The organism is Streptomyces sp. CB02009, assembly GCF_001905825.1.
In the GTDB taxonomy this organism is placed as follows: domain Bacteria; phylum Actinomycetota; class Actinomycetes; order Streptomycetales; family Streptomycetaceae; genus Streptomyces.
The window spans coordinates 424,817-445,084 of sequence record NZ_LIVV01000004.1 but is presented as its reverse complement, the minus strand read 5'-3'; the positions used below and the strand labels follow the sequence as shown (position 1 = coordinate 445,084).

Sequence of the window (20,268 nt, the reverse complement as noted above, 5' to 3'; positions counted from 1 at the left end):
GCGGCAGCGTTTCACGTGAAACAGAGACGGCCCGCCCCCGATCGGGGGCGGGCCGTTCTCGTGTCCCGGCGCTACAGAGGACGCAGGACGGGCTCCTTCTGGACCGCGCCGAGGAGCCGGTCGAGCGCCATCTCGACGTCCTCCTTCCAGGAAAGCGTCGTCCGGAGTTCCAGCCGCAGCCTGGGGAAGGCCGGATGCGGCCGCACCGTCTTGAAGCCCACCGCCAGCAGATGATCGGCCGGCAGCACGCACGCCGGCTCCTTCCACCGGGCGTCCCCGAACGCCTCGATGGCCTTGAAGCCCCTCCGCAGCAGATCCTTGGCCACGGTCTGTACGACCATCCGGCCGAGCCCCTGCCCCTGGTAGCCCGGCATGATCCAGGCCGTCATCAACTGCGCGGCATCGGCCGCCACAGGGCTCGTGGGGAAGGCGGTGGAACGCGGCACATAGGCCGGGGGAGCGTAGAGGACATAGCCGACCGGCACTTCGTCGACATAGACCACCCGGCCGCAGGAGCCCCACTCCAGGAGAACCCCCGAGATCCAGGCCTCCTTCTCCGGCTCCGAACGCCCGGCCTTCACCGCGGCTTCTCCGCTGACCGGGTCGAGCTCCCAGAAGACGCAGGAGCGACACCGCTTGGGCAGATCCGGAAGGTTATCCAGTGTGAGCGGTACGAGCCGACGCCCCACGGCCGCGCCTCACTTCCCTCGCGATCGAGCACGGATACGCCTCCTGGAATCGTATCGATCGGCTGATCGGGACGACACCGCTCACAGGCAAAGGGCGGACCGCGTTCCGGTGAAACCGGAGCACGGCCCGCCCTCAGCGGCCCTGGACAGCGGAAGGCGTCAGCCCTCCGCCCCCTTCTCGTCGTTCTTCTGGTCCATGACCCGCCCCTCGCCGGGAGCCAGGGTCGCCAGGATCCGGTCCAGATCCTCCACCGAGGCGAACTCGACGACGATCTTTCCCTTCTTCTGACCGAGGTCGACCTTCACCCGGGTCTCGAAGCGGTCCGACAGACGGGAGGCGAGGTCCGTGAGCGCGGGCGAGACCCGGCCACCGGCACGCGGCTTCGTCGGCTTGACCGCGTCGCCGGGCTCCTCGGAGCCCATGAGGCTCACCATCTCCTCGACGGTCCGCACCGAGAGGCCCTCGGAGACGATCCGGTACGCCAGCTTGTCCTGGGCCTCCGGGTCCTCGACACCGAGCAGCGCCCGCGCGTGGCCGGCCGAGAGCACTCCGGCGGCGACCCGGCGCTGCACCGGCGGGGAGAGACGCAGCAGGCGCAGCGTGTTGGAGATCTGCGGGCGGGAGCGCCCGATCCGCTCGGCGAGCTGGTCGTGGGTGCAGCCGAAGTCCTTGAGCAGCTGCTCGTAGGCGTGGGCCTCTTCGATCGCGTTCAGCTGGGCGCGGTGGAGGTTCTCCAGGAGCGCGTCCAGGAGCATCTTCTCGTCGTCGGTGTCCCGGACGATCGCCGGGATGCGCTCAAGACCCGCTTCCTTGGACGCCCGGAGCCGCCGCTCGCCCATGACCAGCTCATAGCCCTCGCCCTCGGTCTTGCGCACGACCACGGGCTGGAGGAGGCCGACCTCCTTGATGGAGACGACGAGCTCCGCCAGGGCGTCCTCGTCGAAGACCTCACGCGGCTGGTGCCGGTTGGGAACGATGGAGTCGAGCGGAAGCTCGGTGAAGTAGGCGCCCGCCGGAGGCTCGGGCCGGACCACCGGCTCGGCGTCGTTCCACGACGGAGCCGACTCCGGAGACTGCGCGCTCTGCGGAAGGGACGCCAGCTTCGCGGCCGCCACCCCCCGGCCCGAGGGCATGGCGGGGGCCGCCACACCCGGCGCGGCCACACCCACACCGCTCGACGGCGACTGCCGTTCCTGGGGAGCAGCCGGGATCAGCGCACCGAGCCCACGCCCCAATCCCCTACGTCGCTCACTCACTGGATCCCCTCCGACATGCTGCGCTGGTGGTTCTGGTGCCCGAGATGGGCGTGCTGCGGGTCGTAGTGCACGGCGGCCCCCCGCAGGGCGATCTCACGAGCCGCTTCGAGATACGACAGGGCACCGCTGGAGCCCGGGTCGTAGGTGAGGACCGTCTGCCCGTAGCTCGGTGCCTCCGAGATGCGGACGGACCTCGGAATGCTGGTCCGCAGCACCTCCTCGGCGAAGTGGGTGCGCACCTCGTCGGCGACCTGGGAGGCGAGCCTCGTCCGGCCGTCGTACATGGTGAGCAGGATCGTCGAGACGTGGAGCGCCGGGTTGAGGTGCCCCCGGACCAGGTCGACGTTCCGCAGGAGCTGGCCGAGTCCCTCCAGTGCGTAGTACTCGCACTGGATCGGGATCAGCACCTCGGCTCCGGCCACCATGGCGTTGACCGTGAGGAGACCGAGCGAGGGCGGGCAGTCGATCAGGATGTAGTCGAGCGGCTGCTCGTAGGCCTGGATCGCCCGCTGCAGGCGGCTCTCCCGGGCCACGAGCGACACCAGCTCGATCTCCGCGCCGGCGAGGTCGATGGTCGCGGGGGCGCAGAACAGGCCCTCGACATCCATGACCGGCTGCACGACTTCGGAGAGCGGCCTGCTGTCCACGAGAACGTCGTAGATCGAGGGGACCTCGGCGTGGTGGTCGATACCGAGGGCCGTGGAGGCGTTGCCCTGCGGGTCGAGGTCGATGACCAGGACCCGGGCCCCGTGCAGGGCGAGGGACGCGGCAAGGTTGACCGTCGTGGTCGTCTTGCCCACGCCGCCCTTCTGATTGGCGACCACCATCACGCGAGTCTGCGCCGGGCGGGGAAGTCCCTCACCGGCACGACCCAGCGCCTCTACTGCCAGCTGGGCAGCACGACCAATGGGGGTGTCGTCCATCGGGGGCGGTGTTTCACGTGAAACATCCTCCCCCACCGATTCGGTTCGGGGACCGGGGACCGGATCGGTCATCGGTCCCGCGATGTTGGCGTCGGACCGCAAGGATTCACTCTCCTCGGCTTCAGGCTCGCGATGGGGAGAGCCTGCCATGCTTTCGGGGTCGTGAACCAGCGAGGCCGGTGGTTCTGTGGGTGAATCCACCTCTGTGGACATCTCCGTAACCCTTGCGGGTGGGTTCACGCGGGATCTACGGTCCCGGGGCGTGGCAGCCGCGCGACCGCGACTGATGATCCCCTGCAGCAGTGAGCGATGTTTCACGTGAAACACCATGCCCCTGCTGCCCGGCCGGGACCGTTCGACACTCCGAAATGGTACGAATGCGACGCTCAGCGGCGTCGGCGGGTCTTGCTCGTCCGAGCGGCCTTGGCGCGCTTGGCGGCGAACCGCACACCACCCGGGCTCTCGCCGACCTCCACCCGGACGACCGTGGACAGCGGATCGACGATTCCCTCGCCCACCTGCAGCACGGAGGTCGCCACCACGCCAAGACGGGAGAGCGCCGCGCGAGCCCCGGTGATCTCCTCCTCCGCGGTGTCGCCCTTGAGCGCCAGCATCTCCCCGTACGGACGAAGCAGGGGAACTCCCCAGCCGGCCAGCCGATCGAGCGGCGCCACCGCGCGGGCCGTCACCACATGCACAGGGGTGATCTTGCCGAGCATCTCCTCCGCGCGCCCGCGGACCACGGTCACATGGTCGAGGCCGAGCAGCTCGACGACCTCCTGAAGGAAGTTCGTCCGGCGGAGAAGCGGCTCCAGGAGCGTGATCTTCAGGTCGGGCCTGACGAGCGCCAGGGGGATACCGGGAAGCCCTGCGCCCGAGCCCACATCGCAGACGGTGACGCCCTCGGGGACGACCTCGGAGAGGACGGCGCAGTTCAGCAGGTGCCGCTCCCAGAGCCGCGGGACCTCGCGCGGGCCGATCAGACCGCGCTTCACACCCGCGTCCGCGAGGAGCTCCGCGTACCGAACGGCTTCCGGGAAGTACTCACCGAAGACTGTCCGCGCCTGCTCCGGAGCCTCGGGGAGCTCCGCTTCCTCCGTCACGGGAACCGTCCTTCCGTACCGCACGCATCGGGTGCGGGCGCACTGTGGTGGCTGACTATCAAGGCTGACAAAGATCGGCCCCGCCTGCGAACAGACGGGGCCGACACTACGTGAGGGTTCAGGCCGGGAGGACAACGACGAAGCGCTGCGGCTCCTCGCCCTCGGACTCGCTCCGCAGACCGGCGGCGGCGATCGCGTCGTGCACGACCTTGCGCTCGAACGGCGTCATCGGGTCCAGCTTGACCGGCTGGCCGGTGGACTTGACCTCTCCCGCGGCCTTGGCGCCCAGCTCGGCGAGCTCGGCACGCTTCTTGGCGCGGAATCCGGCGATGTCGAGCATCAGACGGCTGCGGTCACCGGTCTCACGGTGCACGGCCAGCCGGGTCAGCTCCTGGAGCGCCTCCAGGACCTCGCCGTCGCGGCCCACGAGCTTCTGCAGCTCACGAGCCGAGTCGCTGATGATCGAGACCGCGGCCCGGTCCGCCTCGACGTCCATGTCGATGTCGCCGTCGAGATCGGCGATGTCGAGCAGACCCTCGAGGTAGTCGGCCGCGATCTCACCCTCCTGCTCCAGGCGGGTCAGGGTGTCGCCACCCTCGGCGGCGGCGGAGGTGGTGCCTTCCGTCACGGATGGACTCCTTCTTGCTTCGGCGAGGCTTACTTCTTGGAGGACGGGTGCTTGGGCCGCTGCTGGCCCTTGCGCTGGCCGGACTTGCCCTGCTGGCGGGACCCTCCGGAGTTGGCACGGGGACGCCCGGGCTTGTCGCCCTGCGCCTCGCCCTTCGGCTCTTCCTTGGCGGCGGCCGTGGCCGAACCCTGGGGCTTCTTCTCGAGCGAGGTGGTCGGCGCCTCTTCGGCGGCCGGCTCGGACGCCTCCTCGCCGTCCTTCACAAGGGCGTGCTGGGCGGCGGCCTGGCGCTGGGCCTTGCTCTGGCGCTTGGGCTGCTGGCGCTTGGCGGCGGCGCCGCCCTCGGCCTCGGCCTCGACGGTGTCGCCCTTGATCACGGTGCCGTCGGCCTGAGCGACGAAGCCGGCCTTGGTGAGGCCCGAGAAGAAGCGGCGCTCGTTCTCGTTCCGGTCGCTGGTGCTCTTGGCGACGATCACCTTGACGATGGCCTTGCGACGGCGGCCGCGGACCTCTCCGTGCTGCGTGATGCTCTTCAGCAGACGCTGCAGGTAGGAGTCCTGCGCCTTGCTGCCCGGGGTCGGGTTCTGGTTGATCACGTACATCTGCTGGCCCATGGTCCACACGTTGGTGGTCAGCCAGTAGACGAGGACACCGACGGGGAAGTTGATGCCCATGACGGCGAAGATCACCGGGAAGATGTACATGAGCATCTTCTGCTGCTGCATGTACGGGGTCTTCACCGAGAGGTCGACGTTCTTCATCATCAGCTGGCGCTGGGTGAAGAACTGCGAGGCCGACATCATGACGATCATGACCGCGGTGACGATGCGGACCGAGACCAGCGAGGCGTCGAGCGCGGCGACCTCGGCGGCGGAGTCGGTGAACTTCGACGCCAGCGGGGCACCGAAGATGTGGGCCTGACGGGCGCTGGCGAGCAGCTGGTCGTCGATGACGCCGATGGTCTTGCCCGAGGCGATGCTGGAGAGCACGTGGTACAGGGCGAAGAAGAACGGCGACTGCGCCAGGATGGGAAGGCACGAGGAGAGCGGGTTGGTACCCGTCTCCTTGTACAGCTTCATCATCTCTTCGGACTGACGCTGCTTGTCGCTCTTGTAGCGCTCCTGGATCGCCTTCATCTTCGGCTGGAGCGCCTGCATGTTCCGCGTCGACTTGATCTGCTTGACGAACAGCGGGATCAGACAGATACGGATCAGCACCACGAGGGACACGATGGAAAGGCCCCAGGCCCAGCCCGTGTCAGGGCCGAAGATCGCCCCGTACACCTTGTGGAACTGGACGATCACCCATGAGACAGGTGTGGTGATGAAGCTGAACAGACTGGCAATCGTGTCCACTAATCAGGCTCCTTGAGCATTGGGCGAGGTCTCTGCGGCCGGGCTCGTCTCGGCGGAGGACCCGCCCTTGTCGCCGCGCAGCGCGTTCCTCAGCATTTCGTGCCAGCGCGGGCGCTTACGCGGGGGGACATGGTCCACGCCGCCGGGCGACCACGGGTTGCACCGCAGGATGCGCCAGGCGGTCAGGGCTGTGCCCTTGATCGCGCCATGCCGGTCGATGGCCGTGAATCCGTAGTGGGAACACGACGGGTAGTACCGGCAGACGGGCCCGAGAAGCGGGCTGATCGTCCACTGGTACAGCTTGATGAGAGCCAGCAGCGGGTACTTCATCGCGCGCCCCCTCCCAGCAGCCGCTGAAGAGCGGCGTCCAGGTCTCGGGACAGCTGTGCGTGTTCGGCGTCGCCGGCTCCGGGCAACGCCCGTACGACCACCAGGCTACCGGGGGGCAGCTCGGTGAGCCGGTCGCGGACGAGGTGGCGCAGACGTCGCTTCACTTGGTTGCGTACGACCGCACCGCCCACGGCCTTGCTCACGACGAAACCCGCACGTGCCGGGGGAGCGCTCTCCCCAGGCGCGTGCGGGTTCGTTGCACCGCTGCGTAGGTGGACGACGAGGAGCGGGCGACCGGCCCGGCGACCTCGGCGTACCGCGGTTGCGAAGTCCTCGCGCCGCCTCAGCCGATTCTCGGTAGGCAGCACGTCATGACCTGTTAAGCAGATCAGGCGGACAGCTCAGAGCGACCCTTGGAACGACGGTTCGCAAGGATGGCTCGGCCGGCACGCGTACGCATCCGCAGGCGGAAGCCGTGGGTCTTGGCGCGACGACGGTTGTTCGGCTGGAAGGTGCGCTTGCTCACTCGGGGGCTCCAGAAATGATTCGTAGATGGCGGGACATCGCCTGGCTGTCACCGTGCGCCCACGAGTAGCTCGCAATACGCCCGAGTGCACCGCTACACGTTCACAAACCGTGATCTTTGCCCATCGGAGGCAGGCGGCAGCAGCCATCGACAACTCGACCTGGTCACGGTACGCGCGGCTACGCCATCCGGTCAAACCGACCTGTCGCCACCTCCCATTGTGCACAGGCTGTGGACAACAACTTGAACCACCTCAGCCGCCGCGACTACCGTGGTTGGACTCCACAATCTTTTCCGTTCTGTCCTTACCTGTCCTCACGGATCTGTCCTCACGGACATCGACCCACCGTCCCCCGAGAACCACACCATCGTGGGACCTGCGAGAAAGCGTGCCCTGTGGCTGACGTACCTGCTGATCTTGCCGCAGTGTGGCCACGCGTCCTCGAGCATCTCCTCGCAGAGGGCCAGCAGGGAATCGAGCCCAAGGACAAGCAGTGGATCGAGCGCTGCCAGCCCCTTGCCCTGGTCGCCGACACGGCGCTCCTCGCCGTACCCAACGAGTGGGGCAAGCGCGTCCTCGAAGGCCGGCTCGCCCCGCTGATCAGCGAGACCCTCAGCCGTGAGTGCGGCCGGCCGATCCGGATCGCGATCACCGTCGACGACTCCGTCGGCGAGCCGACCCCGCCGGCGCCTCCGCTCCCTCAGTCGCAGCAGCCGCGCTACGACGAGCGCCAGCAGCCCGAGCCGTACGAGAAGTACGACGGCGGCTACGGCCACCGGCCGATGCCCGACGACGGGCTGCCCACCGCCCGCCCGGCCTACCCGGACTACGGGCAGCAGCGCCCGGACCCCGGCGCCTGGCCGCGCACCCAGGAGGACCTGTCCTGGCAGCAGCCCCGGCTGGGCGGCTACCAGGAGCGGGCTCCGTACACCGGCCCGACCGGCCCCGAGCAGTCCCGGCCGCGGTACGACGAGCCGCCGCGGGGCTACGAGCAGCAGCGGCCCGAGCGGGCCGAGCTGCCCGACCCGCAGAACCACGGCGTCCGTCCCGGGCCCAGGCCCGGCGGCCCGGTCGGCGGCGGTCCGGGGGGCGGCGGTCAGGTCGGCGGCCACGGCTCCTCCTCCGCGCAGGGCTCCGGCGCGCCCGGTGAGCAGCACGCGCGGCTGAACCCCAAGTACCTCTTCGACACCTTCGTCATCGGTTCCTCGAACCGCTTCGCGCACGCGGCCGCGGTCGCCGTGGCCGAGGCGCCGGCGAAGGCGTACAACCCGCTCTTCATCTACGGGGAGTCGGGCCTCGGCAAGACCCATCTGCTGCACGCGATCGGGCACTACGCGCGGAGCCTCTACCCGGGCACCCGCGTGCGGTACGTGAGCTCGGAGGAGTTCACGAACGAGTTCATCAACTCGATCCGCGACGGCAAGGGCGACGCCTTCCGCAAGCGCTACCGCGACGTGGACATCCTGCTCGTCGACGACATCCAGTTCCTCGCGAGCAAGGAGTCGACGCAGGAGGAGTTCTTCCACACCTTCAACACCCTCCACAACGCGAACAAGCAGATCGTGCTCTCCTCGGACCGGCCGCCCAAGCAGCTGGTGACCCTGGAGGACCGGCTCCGCAACCGCTTCGAGTGGGGCCTCACCACCGACGTGCAGCCGCCGGAGCTGGAGACGCGTATCGCGATCCTCCGCAAGAAGGCGGTGCAGGAGCAGCTCAACGCCCCGCCGGAGGTACTGGAGTTCATCGCGTCCCGGATCTCGCGGAACATCCGTGAGCTGGAGGGCGCGCTGATCCGGGTGACGGCCTTCGCGAGCCTCAACCGGCAGCCGGTGGACCTCGGGCTCACCGAGATCGTCCTCAAGGACCTGATCCCGGGCGGCGAGGACTCCTCGCCGGAGATCACGGCGCCGGCCATCATGGCGGCCACCGCCGACTACTTCGGTCTGACGGTGGAGGACCTCTGCGGATCCTCGCGCAGCCGCGTGCTGGTGACGGCCCGGCAGATCGCCATGTATCTGTGCCGGGAGCTCACGGATCTGTCGCTGCCGAAGATCGGCGCGCAGTTCGGCGGCCGCGACCACACGACGGTGATGCACGCGGACCGCAAGATCCGCGCGCTGATGGCGGAGCGGCGCTCCATCTACAACCAGGTCACCGAGCTCACCAACCGCATCAAGAACGGCTGACCGGCCCGGCCCGCGCGGGGCCGGCCACGCAGGCCCCCGAAGGGCGCCCAGGGACACTTCCCGGGGCGCCCTTCGGCATTCCCCGAGGCGCCCGTCCGCGTTCCCCGGGGCGCGCCGCGGCATGGCCCGGGGTGCCCCTCGGCACGGCCCGGGACGACGCGCGACACGGCCCGGGACGACGCGCGGAGTGCTCCTGGAGCCGTCGTAAGGCCGTCCACAGGGCCCTCCGGACGTCTTCCCGGGCGCTCCGGGGACGCCGAAAACGCCTTCCGGAGCCACTCCTGATCCCTCCGGGAGCGCCCGCGGCCGCCGCCCGGGACCCCTTCCGGGGGACGGGCTGTTCGATTACTCCGTTCCGGTGGCGGGTTCTCCACAGATTGCGGGATGATCTCCCGTCCACAGGGTGGGGACTGTCGAGTTATCCGGATTGTGTCCACAGGCCGGACTGTTGACAGATCATCACCCCAGGTCAGGCCCCTGTGGAATTGTTGGTAAAAGATCTCCACAGGCTGTGGACAGAACTTTCGTCCACAGGGGCTCCCGAAGGTTGTCCACCGGCTGCCCACAGGGAGGGGTCCGTTGCCCACAGCTTCTCCACACCCCTGTCCACTGTTCGGCAACGAAACACCCCCGCTCACTGGGCCGAGTGAAAGCCGTCACACCAAGGGAGACGTTTGGGCTGTGGGGAACCTGGGGAAAGCTGGGGACAGCGCTGGGGAGAACTCCCCATGGCCTGTGTATCGGGTGTGCAGAACTTTCGGGTGTCCACAGAGAACCCCAGTTGTCCACCGACTCCACCCACAGGCACAGTGGACAAAAAACCGGGCTTGACCTGCGAAAACGACGTTATCCACCGTTTCCACAGGCCCTACTACTACTCCCACTTAGAGTTAGCTAGGAATCCGCTTCGAAGTGGGGCCTGTGCACAACTCGGCGCCGGAGCTCCGACGCGCTCTCGTCGCGACTTGACCCCGAGCAGCACCGAGTGTCGGCGGCGTACGTCAGACTGGTTCCCGCAGTCGACGAAGAGCCAGCAACAAGCAGGAGGCGGTTCCGGTGAAGATCCGGGTGGAGCGCGACGTACTTGCCGAGGCGGTGGCCTGGGTGGCCCGCAGCCTCCCGGCCCGTCCGCCGGCCCCCGTCCTCGCGGGCCTTCTGCTGAAGGCCGAGGACGGCGCGCTGAGCTTCTCGAGCTTCGACTACGAGGTCTCGGCCCGCGTCTCCGTCGAGGCCGAGGTCGAGGAGGACGGCACCGTCCTCGTCTCCGGCCGACTGCTCGCCGACATCTGCCGCGCTCTCCCCAACCGGCCGGTGGAGATCTCCACAGACGGTGTACGGGCGACCGTGGTCTGCGGCTCCTCCCGCTTCACCCTCCACACCCTGCCTGTGGAGGAGTACCCGGCGCTGCCGGAGATGCCCACCGCGACCGGCACCGTCCCCGGTGAGGTCTTCGCCTCCGCCGCCGCACAGGTGGCCATCGCCGCCGGCCGCGACGACACGCTGCCCGTGCTCACCGGTGTGCGCATCGAGATCGAGGGCGACACGGTCACCCTGGCCTCCACCGACCGCTACCGCTTCGCGGTCCGCGAGTTCCTGTGGAAGCCGGAGTCCCCGGACGCCTCCGCGGTCGCCCTGGTGCCCGCGAAGACCCTCCTGGACACCGCCAAGGCGCTCACGAGCGGCGACACGGTCACCCTGGCGCTCTCGGGCTCCGGCAAGGGCGAGGGCCTCATCGGCTTCGAGGGCGCGGGCCGCCGCACCACCACCCGCCTCCTCGAGGGCGACCTGCCGAAGTACCGGACGCTCTTCCCCACCGAGTTCAACTCGGTCGCGGTGATCGAGACCGCCCCGTTCGTCGAGGCCGTCAAGCGCGTGGCCCTGGTGGCCGAGCGCAACACCCCGGTCCGGCTGAGCTTCGAGCAGGGCGTGCTGATCCTGGAGGCCGGCTCCAGCGACGACGCACAGGCTGTGGAGCGCGTCGACGCGCAGCTCGAGGGCGACGACATCTCGATCGCCTTCAACCCGACCTTCCTGCTGGACGGTCTGAGCGCGATCGACTCCCCGGTCGCCCAGCTCTCCTTCACGACCTCCACCAAGCCGGCCCTGCTGAGCGGCAAGCCCGCCCTGGACGCCGAGGCGGACGAGGCGTACAAGTACCTGATCATGCCGGTGCGCCTCAGCGGCTGACCCCGCGGAAGCCGGTCACTGCGGGGAATCGCCTGAGCGGCTGACCCCACAGGTGTGCACCCGGGTCCGGGCGTAGGCTCGGATCCGGGTAAACCGCACACGACGCTTAAGGAATCTCTGATGGAGCTCGGTCTCGTCGGTCTCGGCAAGATGGGCGGCAACATGCGTGAGCGCATCCGCCGCGCAGGCCACACCGTCATCGGATACGACCGCAATCCGGACCTCGCCGACGTCCACAGCCTCGAAGAGCTTGTGGGCAGGCTCAAGGGGCCCCGCGTCGTGTGGGTGATGGTCCCGGCCGGTGCCGCGACCCAGTCCACCATCGACGAGCTGGCCGAGCTGCTCTCCCCCGGCGACATCGTCGTGGACGGCGGCAACTCCCGCTGGACGGACGACGAGAAGCACGCCGAGGAGCTGGCGGCCAAGGGCATCGGCTTCGTCGACTGCGGCGTCTCCGGTGGCGTCTGGGGCCTGGAGAACGGCTACGCGCTGATGTACGGCGGCTCCGCCGAGGACGTCGCGAGGGTCCAGCCGATCTTCGACGCGCTCAAGCCCGAGGGCGAGTTCGGCTCCGTGCACGCCGGCAAGGTCGGCGCCGGCCACTTCGCGAAGATGGTCCACAACGGCATCGAGTACGCCATGATGCAGGCCTACGCCGAGGGCTGGGAGCTCCTGGAGAAGGTCGACTCCGTCACCGACGTGCGCGAGGTCTTCCGCTCCTGGCAGGAGGGCACGGTCATCCGTTCCTGGCTGCTGGACCTCGCGGTCAACGCCCTGGACGAGGACGAGCACCTGGACAAGCTGCGCGGCTACGCGTCGGACTCCGGCGAGGGCCGGTGGACGGTCGAGGCCGCCATCGACAACGCCGTACCGCTGCCGGCGATCACCGCCTCGCTGTTCGCGCGGTTCGCCTCCCGCCAGGACGACTCCCCGCAGATGAAGATGATCGCCGCGCTGCGCAACCAGTTCGGTGGCCACGCGGTCGAGACGAAGAAGTAATCCACAGGCTGTGCACCCCGCGGTGCACAGCCGCCGGGGGAAGAAGGTCGGCGCCCAACCATGCACGTCACGCATCTCTCGCTGGCCGACTTCCGCTCCTACGCCCGGGTCGAGGTCCCGCTCGACCCGGGCGTCACCGCTTTCGTGGGCGCGAACGGCCAGGGCAAGACCAACCTGGTCGAGGCCGTCGGCTATCTCGCGACCCTCTCCAGCCACCGCGTCGCCTCCGACGCCCCGCTCGTCCGGATGGGCGCGGAACGCGCGGTGATCCGCGCCGCCGTCACCCAGGGCGAGCGCTCCCAGCTGGTCGAGCTCGAACTCAACCCTGGCCGGGCCAACCGTGCCCGTATCAACAGGTCCTCGCAGGTCAGACCGCGTGACGTGCTCGGCATCGTTCGGACCGTGCTGTTCGCCCCCGAGGACCTCGCCCTGGTGAAGGGCGACCCCGGCGAGCGCCGGCGCTTCCTCGACGAGCTGATCACGGCGCGCACCCCGCGCATGGCCGGCGTGCGCTCCGACTACGAGCGCGTGCTCAAACAGCGCAACACGCTCCTGAAGTCCGCGGCGATGGCCCGCCGGCACGGCGGCCGCGGCATGGACCTGTCCACCCTCGACGTCTGGGACCAGCACCTGGCGCGGGCCGGGGCCGAGCTGCTCGCCCAGCGGCTCGACCTGATCGCCGTCCTGCAGCCGCTCGCCGACAAGGCGTACGAGCAGCTCGCGCCCGGCGGCGGACCGATCCTGCTCGAGTACCGGCCCTCCGCGCCGGGCACCGGGCACACCCGCGAGGAGCTGTACGAGCAGCTGACCGCCGCGCTGGCCGAGGTGCGCAAGCAGGAGATCGAGCGGGGCGTCACCCTCGTCGGCCCGCACCGTGACGAGCTGCTCCTCAAGCTCGGCGAACTCCCGGCGAAGGGGTACGCCAGCCACGGCGAGTCCTGGTCCTACGCGCTGGCGCTGCGGCTCGCCTCGTACGACCTGCTGCGCTCCGAGGGCAACGAGCCGGTCCTCGTCCTCGACGACGTCTTCGCCGAGCTGGACGCGCGGCGGCGCGAGCGGCTCGCGGAGCTGGTGGCGGGCGGCGAGCAGGTCCTGGTGACGGCCGCCGTGGACGACGACGTACCGGGGGTCCTCGCGGGGACGCGGTACCAGGTGGCCGGAGGGACGGTGGAGCGCGTATGAGCGAGGAAAAGCTTCCCCAGCCTGTGGATACTCCGGCGCCGGCCGTTCCCGAAGCCTCGGGCGTGGACCTCGCGCGGGTCGCGCTGCGCGCGGCCAAGGAGCAGGCGAAGGCCAAGGGCGCCGCGGCCCAGCAGAAGAAGCAGGCCCGGCGCGGGGGCGGCCTGCGCTCCGGCGCGCGCGCCGACGGGCGCGACCCGATGGCGCTCGGCGCCGCGATCAACCGGCTGATCACCGAGCGGGGCTGGGAGACGCCGGCCGCGGTCGGCGGGGTGATGGGCCGTTGGCCGCAGATCGTCGGCGAGGACCTGGCCAAGCACTGCGTACCCGTGAAGTTCGACGACGAGCCGGACGCGCGGGTGCTGACCGTGCAGTGCGACTCGACCGCGTGGGCCACGCAGCTGCGGCTGCTCGCGCCGACGCTGGTGGCGCGGCTCAACGAGGACCTCGGGCACGGGACCGTGCGGATGATCAAGGTGCTGGGCCCTGGTGCTCCCCGGCGCGGGTACGGGCCGCTCAGGGCGCCCGGGTCCGTGGGGCCCGGCGACACGTACGGATAGCCGTTCGACGCGGGCGGCCTCCCGCCGTGCGGGTCCGGGTGCAGCCCGCCGCCCGGCGGGAAGCCGAGCTGTCCCCGAGCTCTCCCTCACCTGTCCCGCCGAGCTTTCCCCGAGCCGTCCCGCCGGGCTGCCCCCTCCTGTCCCGCCGAGCTGCCCCCAGCTCTTCCGCCCTGCGGAACGACGGTCCGCACGACGGCCCGCGGCCGGTGCCACTCGCCGTCACAGCCCGAAGCGCTGGGTGGCCGTCAGGGGGCTCTGAAGCCCCTGTCCGGATATGGGGAGTCGTTTGGCTCCCGCTCAGGGCGGCACATGCGGACTCAGGCACCGGCAAACCCCCATGACTGTCGGCGCTACCGGTAGACTGGGAGACAATCCCGCCACCCTGCGGAACAAGTCGAACGACGCAGCCGCTCCCGTATGCCCGGAGAACGGCCTGTGCTGTGCCAGAAAGGGCGCTTCGTGGCCGATTCCGGCGACCCCAACGAGAACAACCAGTACACCGCCAGCAACATCCAGGTCCTCGAAGGCCTGGATGCCGTGCGCAAGCGCCCTGGCATGTACATCGGCTCGACCGGCGAGCGCGGTCTGCACCACATGGTGCAGGAGGTCGTCGACAACTCGGTCGACGAAGCCCTGGCCGGCCACGCCGACACCATCGACGTGACGATCCTGGCCGACGGCGCCGTGCGCGTCGTCGACAACGGCCGTGGCATCCCCGTGGGCATCGTGGCCTCCGAGGGCAAGCCGGCCGTCGAGGTCGTGCTGACCGTGCTCCACGCGGGCGGCAAGTTCGGCGGCGGCGGCTACGCCGTCTCCGGCGGTCTGCACGGTGTCGGTGTGTCGGTGGTGAACGCCCTGTCCACCAAGGTCTCCGTCGAGATCAGGACGGACGGCCACCGCTGGACGCAGGACTACAAGATGGGCGCCCCGACCGCGCCCCTCGCGCAGCACGAGGCCACCGACGAGACCGGCACCTCGGTCACGTTCTGGGCCGACCCGGACATCTTCGAGACGACCGAGTACTCCTTCGAGACGCTCTCGCGCCGCTTCCAGGAGATGGCCTTCCTCAACAAGGGCCTGACGATCACGCTCACCGACGAGCGCGAGTCGGCCAAGGCCACGGTCGGCGCCGACGACCCGGACGCCGAGGCGGCCGCCGAGCCCGCCGCGCGCACGGTGAAGTACCACTACGAGGGCGGCATCGTCGACTTCGTGAAGTACCTCAACTCGCGCAAGGGCGAGCTGGTCCACCCCACCGTCATCGACCTGGAGGCGGAGGACAAGGAGAAGTCCCTGTCCCTCGAGGTCGCGATGCAGTGGAACAGCGGCTACAGCGAGGGCGTGTACTCCTTCGCCAACATCATCCACACCCACGAGGGCGGCACGCACGAGGAGGGTTTCCGTGCGGCGCTGACCTCGCTGATCAACAAGTACGCGCGCGACAAGAAGCTGCTCCGCGAGAAGGACGACAACCTCACGGGCGACGACATCCGCGAGGGTCTGACCGCGATCATCTCGGTCAAGCTGAGCGAGCCGCAGTTCGAGGGCCAGACCAAGACCAAGCTGGGCAACACGGAGGTCAAGACCTTCGTCCAGCGGGCGGTCTACGAGCACCTCAACGACTGGCTCGACCGCAACCCGCTCGAGGCCGCGGACATCATCCGCAAGTCGATCCAGGCCGCCACCGCGCGCGTGGCCGCGCGCAAGGCGCGCGACCTGACCCGTCGCAAGGGCCTGCTCGAGTCGGCGTCGCTGCCGGGCAAGCTGTCCGACTGCCAGTCGAACGACCCGGCCAAGTGCGAGATCTTCATCGTCGAGGGCGACTCCGCCGGCGGCTCGGCCAAGTCCGGCCGCAACCCGATGTACCAGGCCATCCTGCCGATCCGCGGCAAGATCCTGAACGTCGAGAAGGCCAGGATCGACAAGATCCTGCAGAACACCGAGGTCCAGGCGCTCATCTCGGCCTTCGGCACCGGTGTGCACGAGGACTTCGACATCGAGAAGCTCCGCTATCACAAGATCATCCTGATGGCGGACGCCGACGTCGACGGCCAGCACATCAACACCCTGCTGCTGACCTTCCTCTTCCGCTTCATGCGGCCGCTGGTCGAGGCCGGTCACGTCTACCTCTCCCGTCCGCCGCTCTACAAGATCAAGTGGGGCCGGGACGACTTCGAGTACGCGTACTCGGACCGCGAGCGGGACGCGCTCGTCGAGCTGGGCAAGCAGAGCGGCAAGCGGATCAAGGAAGACTCGATCCAGCGCTTCAAGGGTCTCGGCGAGATGAACGCCGAGGAGCTGCGCGTCACCACCATGGACGTCGAGCACCGCGTACTCGGCCAGGTCACCCTGGACGACGCCGCGCAGGCCGACGACCTGTTCTCGGTGCTGATGGGCGAGGACGTCGAGGCACGCCGCTCGTTCATCCAGCGCAACGCCAAGGACGTTCGCTTCCTCGACATCTGAGTCGGTCTCAGCTGACCGTACGAAAGGACTGACGACCAGCAATGGCCGACGAAACCACCCCGACCGGGACCACCGAAGAAGAGCCCGTGCTGCGGATCGAGCCCGTCGGGCTCGAGACCGAGATGCAGCGCTCGTACCTCGACTACGCGATGTCCGTCATCGTGTCCCGCGCGCTGCCCGACGTGCGCGACGGCCTCAAGCCCGTCCACCGGCGCGTGCTGTACGCGATGTACGACGGCGGCTACCGGCCCGAGAAGGGCTTCTACAAGTGCGCCCGCGTCGTCGGTGACGTCATGGGTACGTACCACCCGCACGGCGACTCCTCGATCTACGACGCGCTCGTCCGCCTCGCCCAGCCCTGGTCGATGCGCATGCCGCTCGTCGACTCCAACGGCAACTTCGGCTCCCCGGGCAACGACCCGGCCGCCGCCATGCGGTACACCGAGTGCAAGCTCATGACGCTGTCGATGGAGATGCTCCGGGACATCGACGAGGAGACCGTCGACTTCCAGGACAACTACGACGGCCGCAACCAGGAGCCGACGGTCCTGCCGTCCCGGTTCCCGAACCTGCTGATCAACGGCAGCGCCGGCATCGCCGTCGGCATGGCCACCAACATCCCGCCGCACAACCTCCGCGAGGTCGCGGCCGGTGCGCAGTGGGCGCTCGAGCACCCCGACGCCAGCCACGAGGAGCTCCTCGACGCCCTGATCGAGCGGATCAAGGGCCCGGACTTCCCCACCGGCGCGCTCGTCGTCGGCCGCAAGGGCATCGAGGAGGCGTACCGCACCGGCCGTGGCTCGATCACGATGCGCGCGGTCGTCGAGGTCGAGGAGATCCACAACCGCCAGTGCCTGGTGGTCACGGAGCTCCCGTACCAGACCAACCCCGACAACCTCGCGCAGAAGATCGCCGACCTGGTCAAGGACGGCAAGATCGGCGGCATCGCCGACGTCCGCGACGAGACCTCGTCCCGGACCGGTCAGCGCCTCGTCATCGTGCTCAAGCGCGACGCCGTCGCCAAGGTCGTCCTCAACAACCTGTACAAGCACACCGACCTGCAGACGAACTTCGGCGCGAACATGCTGGCGCTCGTCGACGGCGTGCCGCGCACCCTCTCGCTCGACGCGTTCATCCGCCACTGGGTGACGCACCAGATCGAGGTCATCGTGCGCCGGACCCGCTTCCGGCTGCGCAAGGCCGAGGAGCGCGCCCACATCCTGCGCGGTCTGCTCAAGGCGCTCGACGCGATCGACGAGGTCATCGCGCTCATCCGGCGCAGCGACACCGTCGAGGTCGCCCGCGGCGGCCTGATGGACCTGCTCCAGATCGACGAGATCCAGGCCAACGCGATCCTGGAGATGCAGCTCCGCCGGCTCGCCGCCCTGGAGCGCCAGAAGATCGTCGCCGAGCACGACGAACTCCAGGCCAAGATCAACGAGTACAACGCGATCCTGGCCTCGCCCGAGCGCCAGCGCGCGATCGTCAGCGAGGAGCTGGCCGCGCTCGTCGAGAAGTTCGGCGACGACCGCCGGTCCAAGCTCGTGCCCTTCGACGGTGACATGTCCATCGAGGACCTGATCGCCGAGGAGGACATCGTCGTCACCATCTCGCGCGGTGGCTACGTGAAGCGGACGAAGACCGAGGACTACCGCTCGCAGAAGCGCGGCGGCAAGGGCGTGCGGGGCACGAAGCTGAAGCAGGACGACATCGTCGACCACTTCTTCGTCTCCACCACCCACCACTGGCTGCTCTTCTTCACCAACAAGGGCCGGGTCTACCGCGTCAAGGCGTACGAGCTGCCCGACGCCGGCCGGGACGCGCGCGGCCAGCACGTGGCCAACCTGCTGGCCTTCCAGCCGGACGAGCAGATCGCCCAGATCCTTGCGATCCGCGACTATGAGGCCGCGCCCTACCTGGTGCTCGCCACCAAGGCCGGACTGGTCAAGAAGACCGCGCTGAAGGACTACGACTCGCCGCGGTCCGGCGGTGTCATCGCGATCAACCTCCGGGAGACCGAGGGCGGCGGCGACGACGAGCTGATCGGTGCGGAGCTGGTCTCGTCCGAGGACGATCTGCTGCTCATCAGCAAGAAGGCGCAGTCGATCCGCTTCACCGCCACGGACGACGCGCTGCGTCCGATGGGACGTGCCACGTCGGGCGTCAAGGGCATGAGTTTCCGCGCGGACGACGAACTGCTCTCGATGAATGTCGTCCGGCCCGGTACGTTCGTCTTCACCGCGACCGACGGCGGGTACGCGAAGCGCACCCCCGTCGACGAGTACCGCGTCCAGGGTCGTGGCGGCCTCGGCATCAAGGCCGCCAAGATCGTGGAGGACCGCGGCTCGCTCGTGGGCGCGCTGGTGGTCGAGGAGACGGACGAGATCCTCGCCATCACGCTGTCCGGCGGTGTGATTCGCACGCGAGTCAACGAAGTCAGGGAGACCGGCCGTGACACCATGGGCGTCCAGCTGATCAACCTGGGCAAGCGCGATGCCGTCGTCGGCATCGCGCGGAACGCCGAGGCCGGCGGCGAGGACGAGGTCGACGACCTCGTCGACGCCGAGGGCGCCGTGGAGGCGTCCGAGAGCGCGGTGGTCGAGACCGTGGTGGTCGAGACCGAGGCAGTCGAGGGCACGGAGCCCTCGGCCGGGGAGCACGAGGAGTAAGAGCGTGAGTGGAGCCACGGGCGCCGGATCGGCGGCTGCCGGAGCTTCTGCTGGTGCTGGAGCGAACGGCGCCCGTGGCTCCGCCACGGACTCCCAGGGGGTTGCGGTGACGGACACTCGGGGGCAGCAGCCCTCGTACGAGACCTACAACGGGCCGCTGCCCGGCGAGCGCACGGGTGCGCAGCAGCCGGGGGCGCCCTACCACCCGCCGCAGGCGTACGGCGCTCCGGCGTCGGGCGGCGGTACGGCGGGCGGACAGACCGGTGCCGTGCGCCGGCCGCGTACGGGGGCCCGCACGACGCCCCGTACGCGCAAGGCGCGGCTGCGGGTGGCCAAGGCCGACCCGTGGTCGGTGATGAAGGTGAGCTTCCTGCTCTCCATCGCACTGGGCATCTGCACGATCGTCGCGGCGGCCGTGCTGTGGATGGTCATGGATGCCATGGGCGTCTTCTCGACGGTCGGCGGCACGATCAGCGAGGCCACGGGCTCGAACGAGTCCAACGGCTTCGATCTGCAGTCGTTCCTCTCGCTGCCGCGGGTGCTGATGTTCACCTCGGTGATCGCCGTGATCGACGTGGTCCTGATGACCGCGCTGGCGACGCTGGGCGCGTTCATCTACAACCTGTCGGCCGGCTTCGTCGGCGGCGTGGAGCTCACGCTCGCCGAGGACGAGTGACGCGCGAGTGACCTGCGAGGGGGCCGGTCGGTTACCGATTTTGGGACTGGCCCCCCGGTGCGCTAATGTTCAGGAGTCAGCGCGCGGGACACACACCGCAAAGCGCGGCGGGGCTATAGCTCAGTTGGTTAGAGCGCATCCCTGATAAGGATGAGGCCACAGGTTCAAATCCTGTTAGCCCCACAGTACTGATCGACCCGGACGGTTCCTCCGTCCGGGTCGATTTGTTTGTTCGGGGGCCTTGGAAGGTTTGAACCTCGTACAGGTCACCGATCGGTATCGGTCGATGTGTAGAGTGGGCGTCAGAAGTCTCCTACGTCAACGAAAGACGAGGTCGCGCGGTGAAGAAGCTTCTCCTGGTCGCACTGGCCGCCATCGGCGGGCTCCTCGTGTACCGCCAGATCCAGGCGGATCGCGCCGAGCAGGATCTGTGGACGGAGGCGACCGACTCCGTGCCCGCAGGTTCCGGTGTCTGAGACGAGAACCGTCTGTGGGTGAAGCCCCGGCCGCGCGAGAGCGGGCCGGGGCTTCGCT

General features: G+C 69.0%; 18 protein-coding genes and 1 tRNA gene. 10 read left to right on the top strand and 9 right to left on the bottom strand.

Annotation, left to right across the window (positions count from 1 at the left end; genetic code table 11):
* Positions 1 to 71: 71 nt before the first annotated feature.
* The 9 genes from AMK27_RS18355 to rpmH all read right to left on the bottom strand — a co-directional run bounded on the left by AMK27_RS18355 (position 72) and on the right by rpmH (position 6,811).
* Positions 72 to 689, bottom strand: coding sequence for a GNAT family N-acetyltransferase (locus tag AMK27_RS18355; RefSeq protein ID WP_073908727.1), 618 nt, complete (start codon positions 687 to 689; stop codon positions 72 to 74).
* A gap of 159 nt (positions 690 to 848) precedes the next feature.
* Positions 849 to 1,946: a ParB/RepB/Spo0J family partition protein gene (locus tag AMK27_RS18350; RefSeq protein WP_073908724.1), complete on the bottom strand. Its 1,098-nt coding sequence runs from the start codon at positions 1,944 to 1,946 to the stop codon at positions 849 to 851.
* Entirely contained in the window at positions 1,943 to 3,019 is a 1,077-nt protein-coding gene (locus AMK27_RS18345; RefSeq protein WP_073908721.1) for a ParA family protein, read from the bottom strand. Before AMK27_RS18345 ends, AMK27_RS18350 begins: the two co-directional genes overlap by 4 nt.
* Positions 3,020 to 3,255: 236 nt before the next feature.
* Positions 3,256 to 3,972: a 16S rRNA (guanine(527)-N(7))-methyltransferase RsmG gene (gene rsmG / locus AMK27_RS18340; protein ID WP_073908718.1), complete on the bottom strand. Its 717-nt coding sequence runs from the start codon at positions 3,970 to 3,972 to the stop codon at positions 3,256 to 3,258.
* A 118-nt stretch (positions 3,973 to 4,090) separates the two neighbouring features.
* Positions 4,091 to 4,600 carry a Jag family protein gene (locus tag AMK27_RS18335; RefSeq protein WP_030321234.1) on the bottom strand — a complete coding sequence of 170 codons (510 nt, stop codon included), beginning with the start codon at positions 4,598 to 4,600 and terminating at the stop codon, positions 4,091 to 4,093.
* 29 nt (positions 4,601 to 4,629) lie between these two features.
* Complete coding sequence (gene yidC / locus AMK27_RS18330; RefSeq protein WP_073908715.1) at positions 4,630 to 5,955, bottom strand: membrane protein insertase YidC; 1,326 nt, start codon at positions 5,953 to 5,955, stop codon at positions 4,630 to 4,632.
* A 3-nt stretch (positions 5,956 to 5,958) separates the two neighbouring features.
* Positions 5,959 to 6,285, bottom strand: a complete 327-nt coding sequence (gene yidD, locus AMK27_RS18325; RefSeq protein ID WP_073908712.1) for a membrane protein insertion efficiency factor YidD — start codon at positions 6,283 to 6,285, stop codon at positions 5,959 to 5,961.
* Positions 6,282 to 6,653 (bottom strand): ribonuclease P protein component, encoded by a 372-nt coding sequence (rnpA, locus tag AMK27_RS18320; protein WP_073908709.1) that lies wholly within the window; start codon positions 6,651 to 6,653, stop codon positions 6,282 to 6,284. Before rnpA ends, yidD begins: the two co-directional genes overlap by 4 nt.
* 20 nt (positions 6,654 to 6,673) lie before the next feature.
* On the bottom strand, positions 6,674 to 6,811 hold the full coding sequence (gene rpmH, locus AMK27_RS18315) for a 50S ribosomal protein L34 (RefSeq protein WP_030205020.1): 138 nt from the start codon (positions 6,809 to 6,811) through the stop codon (positions 6,674 to 6,676).
* A 396-nt stretch (positions 6,812 to 7,207) separates the two neighbouring features.
* Between rpmH and dnaA the strand changes: the two genes are divergently transcribed.
* From dnaA to AMK27_RS18260, 10 genes are all read left to right on the top strand, one after another.
* Positions 7,208 to 8,998 (top strand): chromosomal replication initiator protein DnaA, encoded by a 1,791-nt coding sequence (dnaA, locus tag AMK27_RS18310; RefSeq protein ID WP_073908706.1) that lies wholly within the window; start codon positions 7,208 to 7,210, stop codon positions 8,996 to 8,998.
* A 1,056-nt stretch (positions 8,999 to 10,054) separates the two neighbouring features.
* Positions 10,055 to 11,185, top strand: coding sequence for a DNA polymerase III subunit beta (gene dnaN / locus AMK27_RS18300; RefSeq protein ID WP_015034855.1), 1,131 nt, complete (start codon positions 10,055 to 10,057; stop codon positions 11,183 to 11,185).
* 120 nt (positions 11,186 to 11,305) lie between these two features.
* Positions 11,306 to 12,184, top strand: a complete 879-nt coding sequence (gene gnd / locus AMK27_RS18295) for a phosphogluconate dehydrogenase (NAD(+)-dependent, decarboxylating) (protein ID WP_073908703.1) — start codon at positions 11,306 to 11,308, stop codon at positions 12,182 to 12,184.
* Positions 12,185 to 12,244: 60 nt separating this feature from the next.
* A complete protein-coding gene (recF, locus tag AMK27_RS18290) occupies positions 12,245 to 13,366 on the top strand; it encodes a DNA replication/repair protein RecF (RefSeq protein WP_073908700.1) in 1,122 nt (373 codons plus the stop codon).
* Complete coding sequence (locus AMK27_RS18285) at positions 13,363 to 13,923, top strand: DUF721 domain-containing protein (RefSeq protein ID WP_073908697.1); 561 nt, start codon at positions 13,363 to 13,365, stop codon at positions 13,921 to 13,923. Before recF ends, AMK27_RS18285 begins: the two co-directional genes overlap by 4 nt.
* A 435-nt stretch (positions 13,924 to 14,358) precedes the next feature.
* A complete protein-coding gene (gene gyrB / locus AMK27_RS18280) occupies positions 14,359 to 16,389 on the top strand; it encodes a DNA topoisomerase (ATP-hydrolyzing) subunit B (protein ID WP_073908694.1) in 2,031 nt (676 codons plus the stop codon).
* Between the two features lie 41 nt (positions 16,390 to 16,430).
* Positions 16,431 to 19,058, top strand: a complete 2,628-nt coding sequence (gene gyrA / locus AMK27_RS18275) for a DNA gyrase subunit A (protein ID WP_073908691.1) — start codon at positions 16,431 to 16,433, stop codon at positions 19,056 to 19,058.
* A 106-nt stretch (positions 19,059 to 19,164) separates the two neighbouring features.
* Positions 19,165 to 19,734 (top strand): DUF3566 domain-containing protein, encoded by a 570-nt coding sequence (locus tag AMK27_RS18270; protein ID WP_107425609.1) that lies wholly within the window; start codon positions 19,165 to 19,167, stop codon positions 19,732 to 19,734.
* Positions 19,735 to 19,843: 109 nt separating this feature from the next.
* Positions 19,844 to 19,917, top strand: a tRNA-Ile gene (locus AMK27_RS18265).
* 158 nt (positions 19,918 to 20,075) lie between these two features.
* Positions 20,076 to 20,210, top strand: a complete 135-nt coding sequence (locus tag AMK27_RS18260) for a DLW-39 family protein (RefSeq protein ID WP_003958712.1) — start codon at positions 20,076 to 20,078, stop codon at positions 20,208 to 20,210.
* The last annotated feature ends 58 nt before the right edge of the window (positions 20,211 to 20,268 follow it).

Coding starts and splice junctions, on each gene's coding strand:
- AMK27_RS18345 (WP_073908721.1), bottom strand. CDS start 3,019: ATGGCAGGCTCTCCCCATCGCGAGCCTGAAGCCGAGGAGAGTGAATCC.
- yidD (WP_073908712.1), bottom strand. CDS start 6,285: ATGAAGTACCCGCTGCTGGCTCTCATCAAGCTGTACCAGTGGACGATC.
- gnd (WP_073908703.1), top strand. CDS start 11,306: ATGGAGCTCGGTCTCGTCGGTCTCGGCAAGATGGGCGGCAACATGCGT.
- recF (WP_073908700.1), top strand. CDS start 12,245: ATGCACGTCACGCATCTCTCGCTGGCCGACTTCCGCTCCTACGCCCGG.
- AMK27_RS18285 (WP_073908697.1), top strand. CDS start 13,363: ATGAGCGAGGAAAAGCTTCCCCAGCCTGTGGATACTCCGGCGCCGGCC.
- gyrA (WP_073908691.1), top strand. CDS start 16,431: ATGGCCGACGAAACCACCCCGACCGGGACCACCGAAGAAGAGCCCGTG.